The sequence below is a fragment of the Lacisediminimonas profundi genome, assembly GCF_008831265.1.
Taxonomy (GTDB): domain Bacteria; phylum Pseudomonadota; class Gammaproteobacteria; order Burkholderiales; family Burkholderiaceae_D; genus Lacisediminimonas; species Lacisediminimonas profundi.
Window position 1 is genome coordinate 253,950 of the sequence record NZ_VTTH01000004.1, and the last position, 13,689, is coordinate 267,638.

13 protein-coding genes are annotated in these 13,689 nt (G+C 64.2%); 2 read left to right on the forward strand and 11 right to left on the reverse strand.

The window, feature by feature from the left end:
- Position 1: 1 nt before the first annotated feature.
- The 11 genes from hslV to FVE66_RS13585 form a co-directional block, all read right to left on the reverse strand.
- A complete protein-coding gene (gene hslV / locus FVE66_RS13535) occupies positions 2-538 on the reverse strand; it encodes an ATP-dependent protease subunit HslV (protein WP_151447979.1) in 537 nt (178 codons plus the stop codon).
- A 168-nt stretch (positions 539-706) separates the two neighbouring features.
- Positions 707-1,915, reverse strand: coding sequence for an STAS domain-containing protein (locus tag FVE66_RS13540; RefSeq protein WP_241673211.1), 1,209 nt, complete (start codon positions 1,913-1,915; stop codon positions 707-709).
- A 355-nt stretch (positions 1,916-2,270) separates the two neighbouring features.
- Positions 2,271-4,271, reverse strand: coding sequence for a TonB-dependent receptor (locus tag FVE66_RS13545; protein ID WP_151447981.1), 2,001 nt, complete (start codon positions 4,269-4,271; stop codon positions 2,271-2,273).
- 105 nt (positions 4,272-4,376) lie between these two features.
- Positions 4,377-4,751, reverse strand: a complete 375-nt coding sequence (locus FVE66_RS13550) for a hypothetical protein (protein ID WP_151447982.1) — start codon at positions 4,749-4,751, stop codon at positions 4,377-4,379.
- A 93-nt stretch (positions 4,752-4,844) separates the two neighbouring features.
- Positions 4,845-5,297 carry an RNA polymerase-binding protein DksA gene (dksA, locus tag FVE66_RS20685; protein WP_151448163.1) on the reverse strand — a complete coding sequence of 151 codons (453 nt, stop codon included), beginning with the start codon at positions 5,295-5,297 and terminating at the stop codon, positions 4,845-4,847.
- 372 nt (positions 5,298-5,669) lie between these two features.
- Entirely contained in the window at positions 5,670-6,734 is a 1,065-nt protein-coding gene (locus FVE66_RS13560) for a CobW family GTP-binding protein (protein WP_151447983.1), read from the reverse strand.
- 49 nt (positions 6,735-6,783) lie between these two features.
- Positions 6,784-7,764, reverse strand: coding sequence for a tyrosine recombinase XerC (locus FVE66_RS13565; protein WP_151447984.1), 981 nt, complete (start codon positions 7,762-7,764; stop codon positions 6,784-6,786).
- Between the two features lie 22 nt (positions 7,765-7,786).
- Complete coding sequence (locus tag FVE66_RS20490) at positions 7,787-8,455, reverse strand: DUF484 family protein (protein ID WP_151447985.1); 669 nt, start codon at positions 8,453-8,455, stop codon at positions 7,787-7,789.
- A 197-nt stretch (positions 8,456-8,652) separates the two neighbouring features.
- Positions 8,653-9,525, reverse strand: coding sequence for a diaminopimelate epimerase (dapF, locus tag FVE66_RS13575; RefSeq protein ID WP_151447986.1), 873 nt, complete (start codon positions 9,523-9,525; stop codon positions 8,653-8,655).
- 48 nt (positions 9,526-9,573) lie between these two features.
- The gene (locus tag FVE66_RS13580) at positions 9,574-10,443 is read right to left on the reverse strand and encodes an LpxL/LpxP family acyltransferase (protein WP_151447987.1); all 870 of its coding nucleotides are present in this window, start codon (positions 10,441-10,443) and stop codon (positions 9,574-9,576) included.
- Positions 10,440-11,321 carry a lysophospholipid acyltransferase family protein gene (locus tag FVE66_RS13585; protein ID WP_151447988.1) on the reverse strand — a complete coding sequence of 294 codons (882 nt, stop codon included), beginning with the start codon at positions 11,319-11,321 and terminating at the stop codon, positions 10,440-10,442. The genes FVE66_RS13580 and FVE66_RS13585 overlap by 4 nt, the downstream gene beginning before the upstream one ends.
- A 181-nt stretch (positions 11,322-11,502) precedes the next feature.
- Between FVE66_RS13585 and metK the strand changes: the two genes are divergently transcribed.
- Together metK and FVE66_RS13595 are read left to right on the forward strand one after the other, a co-directional pair.
- The gene (gene metK / locus FVE66_RS13590) at positions 11,503-12,666 is read left to right on the forward strand and encodes a methionine adenosyltransferase (protein ID WP_151447989.1); all 1,164 of its coding nucleotides are present in this window, start codon (positions 11,503-11,505) and stop codon (positions 12,664-12,666) included.
- Positions 12,667-12,682: 16 nt separating this feature from the next.
- The gene (locus FVE66_RS13595; RefSeq protein ID WP_241673213.1) at positions 12,683-13,681 is read left to right on the forward strand and encodes a M14 family zinc carboxypeptidase; all 999 of its coding nucleotides are present in this window, start codon (positions 12,683-12,685) and stop codon (positions 13,679-13,681) included.
- Positions 13,682-13,689: the final 8 nt, after the last annotated feature.

Genomic DNA, 13,689 nt, shown 5'->3' on the forward strand with positions numbered 1-13,689 from the left:
CCTAGTCCAGCGTTTCGATGGTTTGCGACAAATTCGTGTAAATGCACAGTTCGCCGGCGATTGTCAGCGATTTCCTGACAATGTCCACCGGCGGCAGGTCGGTGTTTTCCTGCAGCGCCTTGGCGGCGGCCTGGGCATAGGTGCCGCCCGAGCCGATGGCGCCAATGCCGTCTTCCGGCTCCAGCACATCGCCATTGCCGGTAATGACCAGTGTCGCATCCCGGTCCGCCACCAGCAGCATCGCTTCCAGCCGACGCAGCATGCGGTCGGTGCGCCAGTCCTTGGCCAACTCGACCGAGGCGCGCATCAGGTTGCCCTGGTGCTTCTCCAGCTTGGCTTCGAAGCGCTCGATCAGCGTGAAAGCGTCCGCCGTACCGCCGGCAAATCCGGCCAGCACCTTGCCCTGGTACAGCTTGCGCACCTTGCGCGCGGTTCCCTTCATCACTGTATTGCCCAGCGTGACTTGTCCGTCACCGCCCAGTGCGACGACGTTGCCGCGGCGTACTGACAGGATCGTGGTGCCGTGAAATTGTTCCATGAAAATCCTTTTGAATCTTGAATGGCGGCGGTGACTGTCTTGTCAGGATAGCACCGCTTTGTGCGCGTACAAGCGCAGGGGATGAGATGGGGGTGGGGCTGGGGAATGCAAGCCGGAAGCGCAGGCCCGGCTTGTTGATTGAAACAGTGAAAATGTGGAGGAGCGGCCTCAGCCTTTGCGCACCACTATCCGCGCAATATCCTTCAATCCGATCACGTCAAACAGCGCCGCAACCAGATGGTTTACTTCCAGGAACTCGAGCACCCTGCCTTCGGCCGCGACGGGCGCCAGGCTGGATAGCAACTGGCCTGCTGCATTGAAGTCGATACGCCGCAGCCGGGCGCAGTTGAGTTGCGCCGGATCATGACTGTTGGCGAATGCAGTCAATGCGGCTATCAACTGTTCGGACTTCCCTTCGACCAGCGCCGGCATTTCATAGGCCTGTGCGGCCGCATTTCCAGCCCCGGCCTCGGCCGTCGTCACATTGTTTTTCGGCGCCTCGAACGCGGGCGGCGAGACCTCGAATGTGACGCAGTAGTCGATGCTGGCTTCCTCGAACTCGCTCTCGGCATTCAGCAGCCGCAGGATTTCAAGCAGCAGCAGCCACGGCGCCTCGGTTTCATCCCTGCGGCCGACTTGCAGGATGGCGCGGATTTTTGCCGCCAGTTCCGGGGCGCCCACCAGCACCAGGTCGTGCCCGGTCGCCAGCAGCTTCTTCAGTATGCGCAGCAGCAGGCCGCAGCCGATCGGATCGACTTCGGCAACGCGCGTGAACTCCAGCCGGAGCGTCGGGCTGGTCTCGGCCAGTTTCTGCACCCGCTCCAGCAGCCGGATGATGTTGCCATCGAGTTTGCCGACGAAGGCGACCGAGGGAACGGCGCCGCTGGCCGCGCCCGGTTTGCCGGGCATTGCCGCCTGCTCATCGTCGCTGCGCCAAGAAGGCGAGGAGGTTTCGAATTTGCTGGCGTAGGCGATCGACAGGGCGTCGAAGTCTGCCTGGCGGCCAGTGAACTGATACAGGTCGAACAGCATCAGCCAGGCCTTGGCGGTGCTGTCACCCAGCAGGTCGTCATCGATCGCCGCGCGCAGTACCTGTTCCGACATCGTGCTCTGTTGGCTGGCGTAAAGGATGGCGGCTTCCTCGATCACCTGCGCTGCCTCGGATCCGACGATCTCGATGTCGGTGTTCCGTCCCTGCGGGCCGAGCAGGAATTCCGTGCTCATCCCGATACTGGGCAGGGTCGATTCGAACACGCGCTGCGGAAGGGTGTTGGCGCCGGACGGCAGTGGCTTGCCCGTCGCCGGCTGCACGGCCGGCAACGGGCCCGGACGAGTCAGGCCGCCAAGCGGGCGCGTCGCCGAAAATTCGGACGACATCTCGGATTCGATGGCGTCGATCTTTTTTGCCGTTGCGTTGCTTAACGACGGGTCCCGCCGCGGCACGCGTTGAGGGGCAGCGGGCTCTGGCCGGGGAGCAGGCGCCACGGCATTTGGACGTGGAGCGGTCTTGTCCGAAGCGAGCGCTTTCTCCGCCGGCGCCGGTTTGCTGTTTTTTTTCCCGAAAAGACCGAATAGGGCCACGCTTTACCTGTCAGTGAAAAACTGGATTCCCAGCAGGGAGATTATAGCCTCCCGCGGGTGCAGGCCAAGACAGGTGAAGCCTTGCGGCCACCACGATTCCTGCATGTGTCGCTATTACCTGACGATTTTCGACGTTTTGGGCGGCAATGGGTCAGAAACGTGTGCGTAAGCCGATGATCAGGCTCCGGCCCGGTTGCGGCGCCACGTCCTTGAGCAGGGACGTGGCCAGGCGGATGTCCTGGTTCAGCAGGTTACGGGCCATCAGGAATGCGGTCCACTGCTGGTTGCCGGCGCGTTGGGTGAATGCCATGCTGGCGTCCACCCTAGTGTAGCCCGGCGTGGCGGTCGACTCGAACGCCGCAATGCGATGCTGCGACAGGGCGCGCAGGACCGACATCCCGCCCTGCCAAGGCCCCTGCCGGTAACCGGCTTCCAGGCCGAGGCGGGTAGCCGGCTGCAGGGGAAGGCTGCCGGCGTTGTCGAAGCTGCCGCGCGATGTGTCGGCAAATCCGCGCAGGGACAGTCCCGGCCCGTTGGCGTTATAACTGGCTTCCAGTTCCGCGCCATGAAGGCTGGCATCGGCCTGGCTGAATATCCTCTCGCTCAGTGTGCCGCCGACGACCCCATTTTCGTCCAGCAGCCGTCCGGTCAGGCGGCCATGGATGAAGTTGGCCACCCGCGTGTGGAACAGGTTGGCCTTCCAGCGCAGCGCGCCGCTGGTTTTTTGCAGGGCAAGCTCCAGGCCGCGCGAGGTCTCCTTGCGCATGCCGGCTTGTCCGATGTCGAAGGTCGAGGTTGCGTCGTGCGGTCCGCTCGAATAAAGCTCTTCGGTGCCGGGTGCGCGCTGGGTGGTCGTGAATGTGGCGCCGGCGCCGTATCCCGGCGCCAGGGTCCACAGGGCGCCAGCGGACAGGGATCCTAGCTGGTACGTTCTTTCAGCCAGGGCTTCGGGGCGGCGCCGGACAGATTCCAGTCGCAGGCCGGCACTCAGGTTGAGCGGTCCGAAGTCGCGCTCTTCGGTGGCGAATGCAGCGATCGAGGTGGAACGGGTCGGCTGCACGGTATCCGGCGCGCCGGTTCCGGCGTTGCGCGCGGCGAAGCGTCCGTCTTCGGTCTGGAAGCCGAAGCGTCCGCGCCAGCCATTGACCGGGCGGTGCTGCCACTCGATCCGGGACTCCCAGGCCTTGTTGCTGAAATTGGTCTCCGGCACGTTGGTTTCGTTGAGTTCGCTGTGACGGTAGTCGGTGTAGCCGACGCGGATACGCAGGCTTTCGAATGCGGGCGATGGATTGCGCAGCAAAGTGTCGATGTCGACGCGCTGCTGTTCGAGCTCGATCCGTGCGCCATCGGCGGTCGGCACGCCATAGCGGTTGGTGAGGCTGGAGACGGACGCTCCAGCATATCCCCATTCGCCGATCCAGGAGCCGCCCAGGCCGAGCGATTGCTGGTGACTGTACGACTGCGGCAGCCGGCCGTAGGCCGACGCAGGATCGTTGCGGATCCGGTAGCCGGGAATGCGATAGTCACCCGCATTCAGCACGCTGGCGTCGGCATGCAGTCCGATCTTGCCGGCCGAGCCGTCGACGGAAAAAGAGCCGTTGGTGCTGCGGTCCACCGAGCCCAGCCTGAGTTCGGCTTCGCCGGCGGGACGGCCCGGCAGTTCAGTCGGGATGCGGTCGTTGATCACGTTGACCGTACCGCCGATGAGGCCGGAGCCGTACAGCAGCGCGCGCGGGCCGCGCACGACCTCCACCTGTCGCGCAGTGGCCGGCGACAGGCCGACCGCATGGTCTGGTGACAGCGTGGACAAATCCATCACGGACATGCCGTTCTGTAAAATTTTTACTCGCGATCCATCCAGCCCGCGTATGACGGGACGGGCTGCTGCCGCGCCGAAACCGGATGTGGAGACTCCCGCTTCGTGGCCGAGCGTCTCGCCCAGCGAGCTGCTCATCCGCTTGTGCAATTCGTCGCCCATCAGGGTGCGCGACGGCTCCCAGGCTGGTCCTGTTCGGTTGGAGTCGGTTGCCTGGCCGGTGACTTGCACCTCCGGCAGCACGGGCATGTTTTCGCTGCCCTGCTGCGCCAGCGCCGCATGGGTGGCGACCTGGCCCAGCAGGACGGCCAGCATGGTTCTGCGTACTGATTTCATGGAATTCTCTCGATAGTCGAATCAGATCGCGCCGGGAAGCATGAGCCCGGACGCGATCGCGAACGCCCGCCGTGGCGCGTGCAGCGCCGTCGGCGGGGGATGGATTCAGAACCAGAGGGAGGGAGGGCCGCGCGACAGGTAGTGACAGCGCGTGGGCGCGTCACGGGAGACCGGCAATGCGGTGAGGACTGGCAGGCTGGCGCTCGCCAGCAACAGGGCGGCGAAAGGCGTGACATGCAGTGCTGCCGCCAGCGTCGCCGCCTCGAAGGATGAGCAGGAATGGCGGGCGTCGAACAGCCGCGAGTCGAAGGGATTCGACTCGCCTGATATTCCCCGCTCGGCCAACAGGCTGGGGCCGCCCTGCTGGATGCCGGCGTGGGATACCCCGTGCAGGAGTCCCAGCGACTGGACGAACACAAGCGCCAGTGCCAAGGCACCGGCGAACAGGTTTTGTCTGGTCCAGTAACGGAATCGGTTCATGTCACATTACGGCGGGATATTGCATCGCATGTGCATTTTGTGCATCGCGTGCGCCGCCATGGGCCGCGGCGCGGCCCTCAGGTGGCAGGCAGCTCAGTCGCCGTACAGCTTCTGTTTCAGCTCGCGCCGCTGTTGTGCTTCCAGCGACAGCGTTGCGGTGGGGCGCGCCAGCAGCCGGGGAATGCCGATCGGCTCGCCGGTTTCCTCGCACCATCCGTAGTCTCCGCTGTCGATCGACGCGATCGATTGCTGCACTTTCTTCAGCAGCTTGCGCTCGCGGTCGCGGGTACGCAGCTCGAGCGCATGTTCTTCTTCAATAGTGGCGCGGTCGGCGGGGTCGGGCACGAGCACGGTTTCCCGCAGGTGCTCGGTGGTTTCGCCGGCATTCTTCAGCAGGTCGCGCTCCAGTTGCTGCAGGCGCGCCTTGAAGAAGGCGAGCTGGGCCGCATTCATGTAGTCCTTCTCGCCCATCTGGAGAAGCTGCTCTTCCGTCAGCAGTTGGCCATTGGCCGGGGCGGGTGTCGATTTAGATGTTTTCGTTGCCACTTCGCTTACTCTCGAGACTTCGGGTTTCTGGATTCTATCTGCCGAACTGGCAGAAGCTTTGTTGCTGCTCACAAGAACTTCCGGATTCGCCGCAACCGGGCGGCGAACCGTTTTTTCTGATTCGGAGGGCGTTGCCAGGGTGGGTTCGCCGCTTCCGGCGCCGACCTTTGCGCTTGCCTTCCTGGCTGCTGCGGTGTCGCTGCCGGCAGGAGGGGCTTTTGTCGTAGCCGCCGCTTTTTTTGCGGCGGGCTTCTTGGCGGCACGTGTAACGGTTGCGTTCATTCGACCTCCGATGAACTGCCCGGCTATGTCAAACCCTGCCTGGCCAAGCGGCCTGTGCAGCGTCTGTCCCTGGTAAAAATCGACGCTAGTTTATACCAGACATTGTTCAAGGCCTGTAATAAACGTCTCGCGCGGAAGGTTCTTGCCGATGAACACCATCTTGCTCCCCCGTTCGTCGGCATCCGTCCATGGTGCGCCAATATCGGTGCCCATGATCTGGTGGACGCCCTGGAAAATCACCTTCCGGTCAGCGCCCTCCATCAGCAACACGCCTTTATAGCGCAACATGCGGGGCCCGTAAACCTGTATAAGCCCGCCCAGGAATTCGTCCAGGCGAGCGCTGTCGAAGGGCCGGCTGCTCTTGAACACGAAGGCGGCGATGTCATCCAGGTGGTGCGCGTGGTGGTGCGACGGGTCGTCGCAGCCGTGGCAATCGCTGTCCTGCGCGTGTCCATGCGCGTGTTCATGGTCGTGCTCGTGGTCATGCTCATGCCCCGCTTCCTGCAGGAAGGCCGGGTCGATTTCCAGCTTGTCGTTCAGGTTGAAGCCACGCAGGTCCAGCACTTCGGCCAGCGGCACCCGGCCGAAGTCCGCCGCAATGATGGGGGCGCGCGGATTGATGCGCTGCAGCCGACGCCGCAGTTGCGCCACTTCTTCGTCGGTCACAAGATCGGTCTTGGACAGCAGCAGGCGGTCGGCGAACCCGGCCTGGCGGCGGGCTTCCTCGTGTTCGTCGAGCTGCTGCATGCCATGCCGGGCGTCGACCACGGTGACGATGGCATCGAGCAGGTAATGGGTGCCGACTTCCTCGTCCACGAAAAAGGTTTGCGCAACCGGTCCCGGATTGGCCAGTCCGGTGGTCTCGATCACCACCCGGTCGAACTGCAGTTCGCCTGCATTGCGCTTGCGGGCCAGGTCGGTCAGGGCCAGGATCAGGTCGCCGCGCACAGTGCAGCAGATGCAGCCGTTGTTCATCTCGACGATGTGCTCGCCGCTTTCCTGGACCAGGATTTCGTTGTCGATGTTCTCCTGGCCGAATTCGTTCTCGATGACGGCGATGCGCAAGCCGTGCGGCTCATGCAGTATCCGGTTCAGCAGGGTGGTCTTGCCGGCCCCAAGAAAGCCGGTGAGGATGGTTGCGGGTATCAGTGCCATGGGGAAATTGTCTTGTAAAGAAGGCGGCGTGGCGGCCTTGCGTGGCCCTTCAGTCCTGGCTGTTGCGCTTTTTTGCCCTGGGATGGGCGGCGTCGTAGACCTGGGCCAGCCGCTGGAAGTCGAGCGAAGTATATACCTGTGTCGACGCGATCGAGGCATGGCCGAGCATTTCCTGGACGGCACGCAGGTCGCCGGAGGACTGCAGCACATGCGACGCGAATGAGTGGCGCATCACATGCGGATGGACATTGGCCGGGATGCCGAGCGCGCGCGCATGCGCCTTGATCCGCTTTTGCACCACAGCCGGGGTGATGCGCCGGCCGCGGCTGTTCAGGAACAGTGCACACTGGTCTTCCGGCGTTGCAAGCCTCGCAGCCGCGGCAACTGCCGGGCGCGCCTGCATCCAGGCGCCCAGCGCCTGTGCCGCGTGGGTCCCGACCGGCACGGTGCGCATCTTGTTGCCCTTGCCGGTCACGGTGACTTCGGACAGCTGGTCGTCCAGCCAGCCGAGCGAACGGTAGCCATCCTGCTGCACATAACGCAGGTCGAGCCCGGCCAGCTCGGACACCCGCAGGCCGCTCGAATACAGCAGTTCGAACATGGCGCGGTTGCACTGCTGTTCAACGGCTTCCGGGTCGCGGCCCGGCATGGGATGGGCCACCAGGCGGATGGCGTCGTCCGGGGACAGGGCCTTGGGCAATGATTTTGCGCGCCGCGGTGCTTTCACGCCGTCGACCGGATTGCGTTCCAGGGGCCGTCCCTGCTCCGCGAGCCAGGTGAAAAATCCGCGCCATGCTGACAGCTGGCGGGCGATCGAGCGCGGCGATAGCCCTTGCGCATGCAGTTGTGCCGCTAATTTGCGGATCTGGACATGCGTTACCTGCTCGGGGTCCGGACTGGTCCCCGAGGCGGCCGCAAAGCGGGCGAGGTTGCCGAGGTCGCGGCCGTAATTGCTGAGCGTGTGCGGGGACAGCATGCGCTGCGTGCGCAGCGATTCAAGGTAACTGCCAATGTCGGTGTCGAACCCCATGCGAGGGCGGCGCCGGGAATTGTCAGGCGAGCAGCGGCGAAAGTGCTGCTGCGGACGTGCGCGCAATGCGCGCCAGGAAATCGGTCGCCATGTCGGCGGTGAAGCGCTGGCGATCGGGCGAGCCGAGTACCAGCAGCCCGAACGCTTCGCTGTCAGCACTGGCACGCAGCGGCAGCAGCGCCACCGATTCAATCGGGCCGGCGTCATCGAGCAGGCGCACCGCTTCGAAGTCGTTGTTCGGGCCGCAGAACGGCACATGCAGGCTGCTGGCGAAAATGCGCGTGTCCGGCGAGACGTCCTCGGCATACCAGGTGTGGGAATACGGCTCGGCCACATTCCATAGGCGCAGCGTGGCATGCGGCACGTGGAACACGGTCTTCAGGCCGTCCACCAGCACATGCGGCAGGTCGACATCGTTGCGCGCCGTCAGCAGCGAACAGGTCCAGTCCTGGAAGCGCTCGTTCAGGGCGTCGTTCTCTTCGCCGACGCGGTACAGACTGGCCTGGCGCAATTCGAGCGCCTTTACCTTTTCCCGCAGGACCTCGACCTGCCGGTCCTGCAGCGACACGGTGCGGCCGCCGAGAGCGCTGGACAGTCGCAGGCCGGCGAACAGTTGCGCATGCTCTTCGAAAAATTGCGGGTGGTTGGCGAGATAGCCGGCAACCGCGGCAGAGTCGAGTTCAACAGTCATGAGATTTCCAGGGTCGGAATGGCGCGCAGCCGGTTTCGGCATCTTGTTGCGCCACGAATTACGTCAGCGATTCTAACAGGCGGGTGCGGAACTACTGCGCGGTTCGATCCCGGGATCGCTGGCGCTCATCGTAGCAGGGTACGATTGCGATCCTCGGCCCCGATCCCGACCCGCTTGCTGCATTTTTCACCAGCCAGCTAAGCGACTTGCGCTGCTTGCCCGATGTCGATTTCGCCTTCGAACACGGACACCGCGGGGCCGGTCATCATGACCGGCGAGGCGCCGCCTTCCCAGGCGATCGACAGGATGCCGCCGCGGGTCTCGACCCGTACCGGCGACTGCAGCAGGCCGCGCCGTATCCCCGCCACCACCGCCGCGCAAGCGCCGGTGCCGCAGGCGAGCGTCTCGCCGGCGCCGCGCTCGAACACGCGCAGGCGGATGGCGTGAGGATCGAGCACCTGCATGAAGCCGGCATTGACCCGTTTCGGAAAACGCGGATGGTGCTCGATCAGGGGGCCGTCGGCCGCCACCGGCGCCGAGTCGGCCTCCGGCACCACCTGCACGGCGTGCGGATTACCCATCGATACCACCGACACCGGCACCGTCTTGTCTCCGACCGGCAGCGGCCACAACAGGTCGCTGCCTTCGGTCACCGGCTGCAGGCCGGCGGCGTCGAACGGCACCCGTTCCGGCTCCAGTATCGGCGCGCCCATGTTGACCGTGATGTTGCCGTCCGCTTCGAGCCGGGGCTCGATCACGCCGGCCAGGGTTTCGACCCGGATCGCCCGCTTGTCGGTCAGGTGCTTGTCGGTGACGAAGCGGACGAAGGCGCGGGCGCCGTTGCCGCATTGTTCGACTTCGCCGCCGTCGGCGTTATAGATCCGGTAACGGAAGTCGACACCGGCCTGGCTGGCACGCTCCACTACCAGTATCTGGTCGGCGCCGATGCCGAAGCGGCGGTCGGCGATCAGCCGCCATTGTTCAGGGCTGAAGCTGATTTGCTGGTTGATGGCGTCGATCACGACGAAGTCGTTGCCGGCGCCATGCATCTTGGTGAACTTGAGTTTCATGGGCTCATTATATTGGGCGCGACGCTGTTGCGCCGGCCGGGCTACACGCTAGGGATAGTAAAAATCCTTTTCCCCCTCCGGCCTCGTCTTGAAACGCTTGTGCGCCCAAAAATATTCCGAAGGCGTCTCCAGCGCCCGCTCTTCGATGAAGGCGTTCATGCGGGCGGTTGCGGCCAGCACATCGGGGCCCGGATAGTTTTCCCATGGCGGATAAAAACGGACGCGCCAGCCGCGATAGTCCGGCAGGAAGGTCGCGACCACCGGGATCACCCGGGCGCCGGTAGCCGCCGCAATCCGGGCGGGCGCGGTGAGTGTCGCCGCGGGGATGCCGAAGAACGGCACGAAAGATGATTCGCGGCGGCCGAAATCCATGTCCGGAAGCATGAAGAACGGCAGTCCGTCGCGCATCGCGCGAATGATCGGCTTGACGCCTTCTGCGCGCGACACCAGCGTGATCGGCCGGAAGCGGGTGCGGCCATGGCGCAGCGCGCGGTCGAACACCTTGTTGCGCTGGGTGGTATAGATCGAACACAAGGAGCTTTCCAGCATGACGGCCACGCCGGCCACATCCAGGCAGACGAAATGCGGGCACAGCAGTATGGTCGGACCGGACTGTATCGTTTCGAGCGGGAAGCCGGGCTCGACATGGATCAGCCGGCGCAGGCGGGATTCGCTGGCCCACCACAATACCGAACGTTCGAGCACGCTGCGGGCATAAGCCTGGAAATGCTCACGTGCTATCCGGCGCCGCTCTGCCGCGCTCACCTGCGGCATGCACAGCGACAGGTTGACCAGTGTGATGTGGCGGCGCGAGCGGGCCAGCACGAACAGGATGGCGCCGACCAGGTTGCCCAGCCGTCCCAGCACCGGTAACGGCAGCCAGTGCAGCAGCCACATCAGGGCGAGCAGCAACCTCATGCAGTTTCCTTCACGGGCGCTGGAGCGGGTGGTGCCGGCGGTGCTGGCGGGGCCGAGGCGCCGGACGGCGCCTTGTAGCGGTTGTAGCTCCAGAAATACTGGGCCGGGCAGTCTGCTATCAGCTGCTCCATTGCGGCATTGATCACGGTGGCCTGCTGTTCGGGTGTTGCGCCGAACGGTCCCTCGTGGCGGATGAAGCGGATCAGGTAGCCGCGCCCGTGCGGCAGCCGTTCGGCATAGGTGACGATGACATCGCAACCGGTCATCTGCTGCATGCGTCCCGGCAGCGTCATCGTGTATGCCGGCTTGCCAAAAAACGGCGCCCATACGCCTTCGCCCTGCTGCGGCACCTGGTCCGGAAGCAGGCCGACCGCGCCACCGGATTTCAGCGATCTGAGCAGCATGCGCACGCCGGTAAGCGAGGCCGGGGCAAGCGCCAGGCGGGCTTTTGCCCGCGCCTGTTCCACCAGTGGGCGCAATGCTTCCTTGCGTGGCGGCCGGTACATCACGATGACGGGAACATAAGTGGATACGGCCTGGGGAATGATTTCAAAGCAGCCGAGATGAGGCGTCAGGAACAGCGCGCCGCGTCCGGAGTCGATCGCTGCTTGCGCCACCTCCCAGTTTTCCATCCTGACCTTGGCCAGCACGCGTTCCTGCGGCGCGCACCAGAGGAACGGCAGTTCCATGATGCTCTTGCCGGCTTCCCGGATGGCGGATGAAAGATGGACCTGGTGCCCGGCACGGGCGATATTTTCATTCAGCCGCCGGCGGTAACCCGGCGACAGCAGGTAGACCAGGCGGCCGAGCAGGGAGCCTGTGGCGTGCAGGACCGGCAACGGCAGTTTTGACAGGGCGCGAAATAGAAGGAGCAGCATCGGGAACCAGCATTTTGCTGTTTTTCGCAAGACGCGTAAAATAGCACGAATGGTGTATCCGCCGAGTTAACAGACAACTTGCGAGGCGGTATATAAATTTCGCTAAAGCGTCGCAAGCTCATCGGTCACGTTGGCTGCGACAGTCCCCACTGTTTCAACTTTTCATACTGAGAGAGCTTGCATGGCACGCGAATACTTCTTTACCTCGGAATCGGTCTCCGAAGGACATCCTGACAAGGTTGCCGACCAGATTTCCGACTCCATCCTCGACGCAATCCTGGCCCAGGACCCGAAGGCACGGGTCGCGGCAGAAACCCTTTGCAACACCGGCCTGGTGCTCCTGGCCGGCGAAATCACCACGCACGCCGTGGTCGATTACATCGCCGTCGCCCGCGATACGCTCAAGCGCATCGGCTACGACAACGCCGACTTCGGCATCGACTACAAATCCTGCGCCGTGCTGGTTGCGTATGACAAGCAGTCGCCGGACATCGCCCAGGGTGTTGATGAAGGCCGTGGCCTGAACCTCGACCAGGGTGCTGGCGACCAGGGCCTGATGTTCGGCTATGCCTGCAGCGAAACGCAGGAACTGATGCCTGCTGCGATCCACTATTCGCATCGCATCGTCGAGCGCCAGTCGCAATTGCGCAAGGATGGCCGCCTGCCCTGGCTGCGTCCGGACGCAAAGTCCCAGGTCACGCTGAAATACGTCGATGGCAGGCCGGTTGCGATCGATACGGTCGTGTTGTCCACCCAGCATGCGCCCGAGATGGAGCACAAGGCCATCGAAGAGGCCGTGATCGAGGAAATCATCAAGCCGGTGGTGCCGAAGGAATGGCTGAATGGCACCCGCTTCCTGATCAACCCGACCGGCCGTTTTGTCATCGGCGGCCCGCAGGGTGATTGCGGCCTGACGGGGCGCAAGATCATCGTCGACACTTACGGCGGCGCGGCACCGCACGGCGGCGGCGCATTCTCCGGCAAGGATCCTTCCAAGGTGGACCGTTCCGCCGCCTATGCCGGTCGCTATGTGGCCAAGAACATCGTGGCCGCTGGACTGGCCGAGCGTTGCCAGATCCAGATCTCCTATGCAATCGGCGTTGCCCTTCCGACCTCGGTCATGGTGACCACCTTCGGAACCGGCAAGATCAGCGACGAGCGCATCGAGGAACTGGTGCGCGAGCATTTCGACCTGCGTCCGAAAGGTATCGTGCAGATGCTGGACCTGCTGCGCCCGATCTATGCCAAGACGGCCGCCTATGGCCACTTCGGCCGGGAAGAGCCGGAATTCACCTGGGAACGTACCGACAAGGCAGCGGCACTGGCCGCCAGCGCCGGCCTCTGATCCCGGGGTGGCGAACGTGGCTTCCGGCATCACCGTTTGCCGGCCACGTTCCGCCGCAGTTGCGCTCGCAGTATTGCTGGTCCTGCAAGGGGCGGTGGCGGTTGACGCTGCCGCCTCTGCTTCACATCCCGCTTCAAAGTCCGCTTCACATCTCCATCTGAACGCTTCTTCCACTGCCCGCGACCTGTCGCGCTGGTGCGAACGCGTCATCCCGCGCCTGCCCCGCATCGACCGCAAGCAATGCACCAGGAGCGGCCTGGTCCCGACCGGCGCCGTGTCCGGCAAGCGCATTCCCATCCTGAGCCGTCGCATCGCCGCCGACAAGGACGCGCGCCGGCCGCTGCGCATCCTGCTGGTCGGCGGCATACATGGCGACGAACTCACGTCGTCCGCGGTGGTCTTTGAATGGCTCCGCATGCAGGTGGCTGCGCCCCGGCAGGACTTCAACTGGCACATCGTTCCGGTGCTGAATCCGGATGGATTGCTGGCCATCAGGCCGTCGCGGGTGAATGCCAACGGCGTTGACCTGAACCGGAATTTCCCGACTCCCGACTGGCAAGTGGAAGCGCCCGCATGGTGGGTGCGCAAGACCGGCCGCGACCCGCGCCGTTATCCCGGCCGTGCCCCCTTGTCCGAGCCCGAGACGCGCTGGCTGCATCAGGAAATCGAGCGATTCCATCCGGACCTGGTGGTGTCGGTGCATGCGCCGTTCGGGGTGCTGGATTTCGACGGACCGGCGCCACCGCCGGAGCGCTTCGGCAGCTTGCGCATCAACCGCGTCGGCATCTACCCGGGCTCGCTCGGAAATTATGGGGGCCATTACAAGAAGGTCCCGGTCGTCACGATAGAGCTGCCGAATGCCCGCCAGATGCCGACGCCGCATGAGACGCGGCGCATATGGGACGACATGCAGCGCTGGATTACGCATCAGCTGCCGACGCGTTCCATCCCGCTTTCCATCCCCTCCCTTGCGGCAGGCGGCAACCGTTCCACCGGCCCCGCCAACGCGCGCTGACAAGCTTG

Bases quoted from the DNA above. Each gene is read 5' to 3' on its own strand.
- metK (WP_151447989.1), top strand. From the start codon at position 11,503: ATGGCACGCGAATACTTCTTTACCTCGGAATCGGTCTCCGAAGGACAT.
- dapF (WP_151447986.1), bottom strand. From the start codon at position 9,525: ATGAAACTCAAGTTCACCAAGATGCATGGCGCCGGCAACGACTTCGTC.
- FVE66_RS13580 (WP_151447987.1), bottom strand. From the start codon at position 10,443: ATGAGGTTGCTGCTCGCCCTGATGTGGCTGCTGCACTGGCTGCCGTTA.
- FVE66_RS13550 (WP_151447982.1), bottom strand. From the start codon at position 4,751: ATGAACCGATTCCGTTACTGGACCAGACAAAACCTGTTCGCCGGTGCC.
- FVE66_RS13585 (WP_151447988.1), bottom strand. From the start codon at position 11,321: ATGCTGCTCCTTCTATTTCGCGCCCTGTCAAAACTGCCGTTGCCGGTC.
- FVE66_RS13540 (WP_241673211.1), bottom strand. From the start codon at position 1,915: ATGTCGTCCGAATTTTCGGCGACGCGCCCGCTTGGCGGCCTGACTCGT.
- FVE66_RS20490 (WP_151447985.1), bottom strand. From the start codon at position 8,455: ATGACTGTTGAACTCGACTCTGCCGCGGTTGCCGGCTATCTCGCCAAC.
- FVE66_RS13545 (WP_151447981.1), bottom strand. From the start codon at position 4,271: ATGAAATCAGTACGCAGAACCATGCTGGCCGTCCTGCTGGGCCAGGTC.
- FVE66_RS13560 (WP_151447983.1), bottom strand. From the start codon at position 6,734: ATGGCACTGATACCCGCAACCATCCTCACCGGCTTTCTTGGGGCCGGC.
- FVE66_RS13565 (WP_151447984.1), bottom strand. From the start codon at position 7,764: ATGGGGTTCGACACCGACATTGGCAGTTACCTTGAATCGCTGCGCACG.
- hslV (WP_151447979.1), bottom strand. From the start codon at position 538: ATGGAACAATTTCACGGCACCACGATCCTGTCAGTACGCCGCGGCAAC.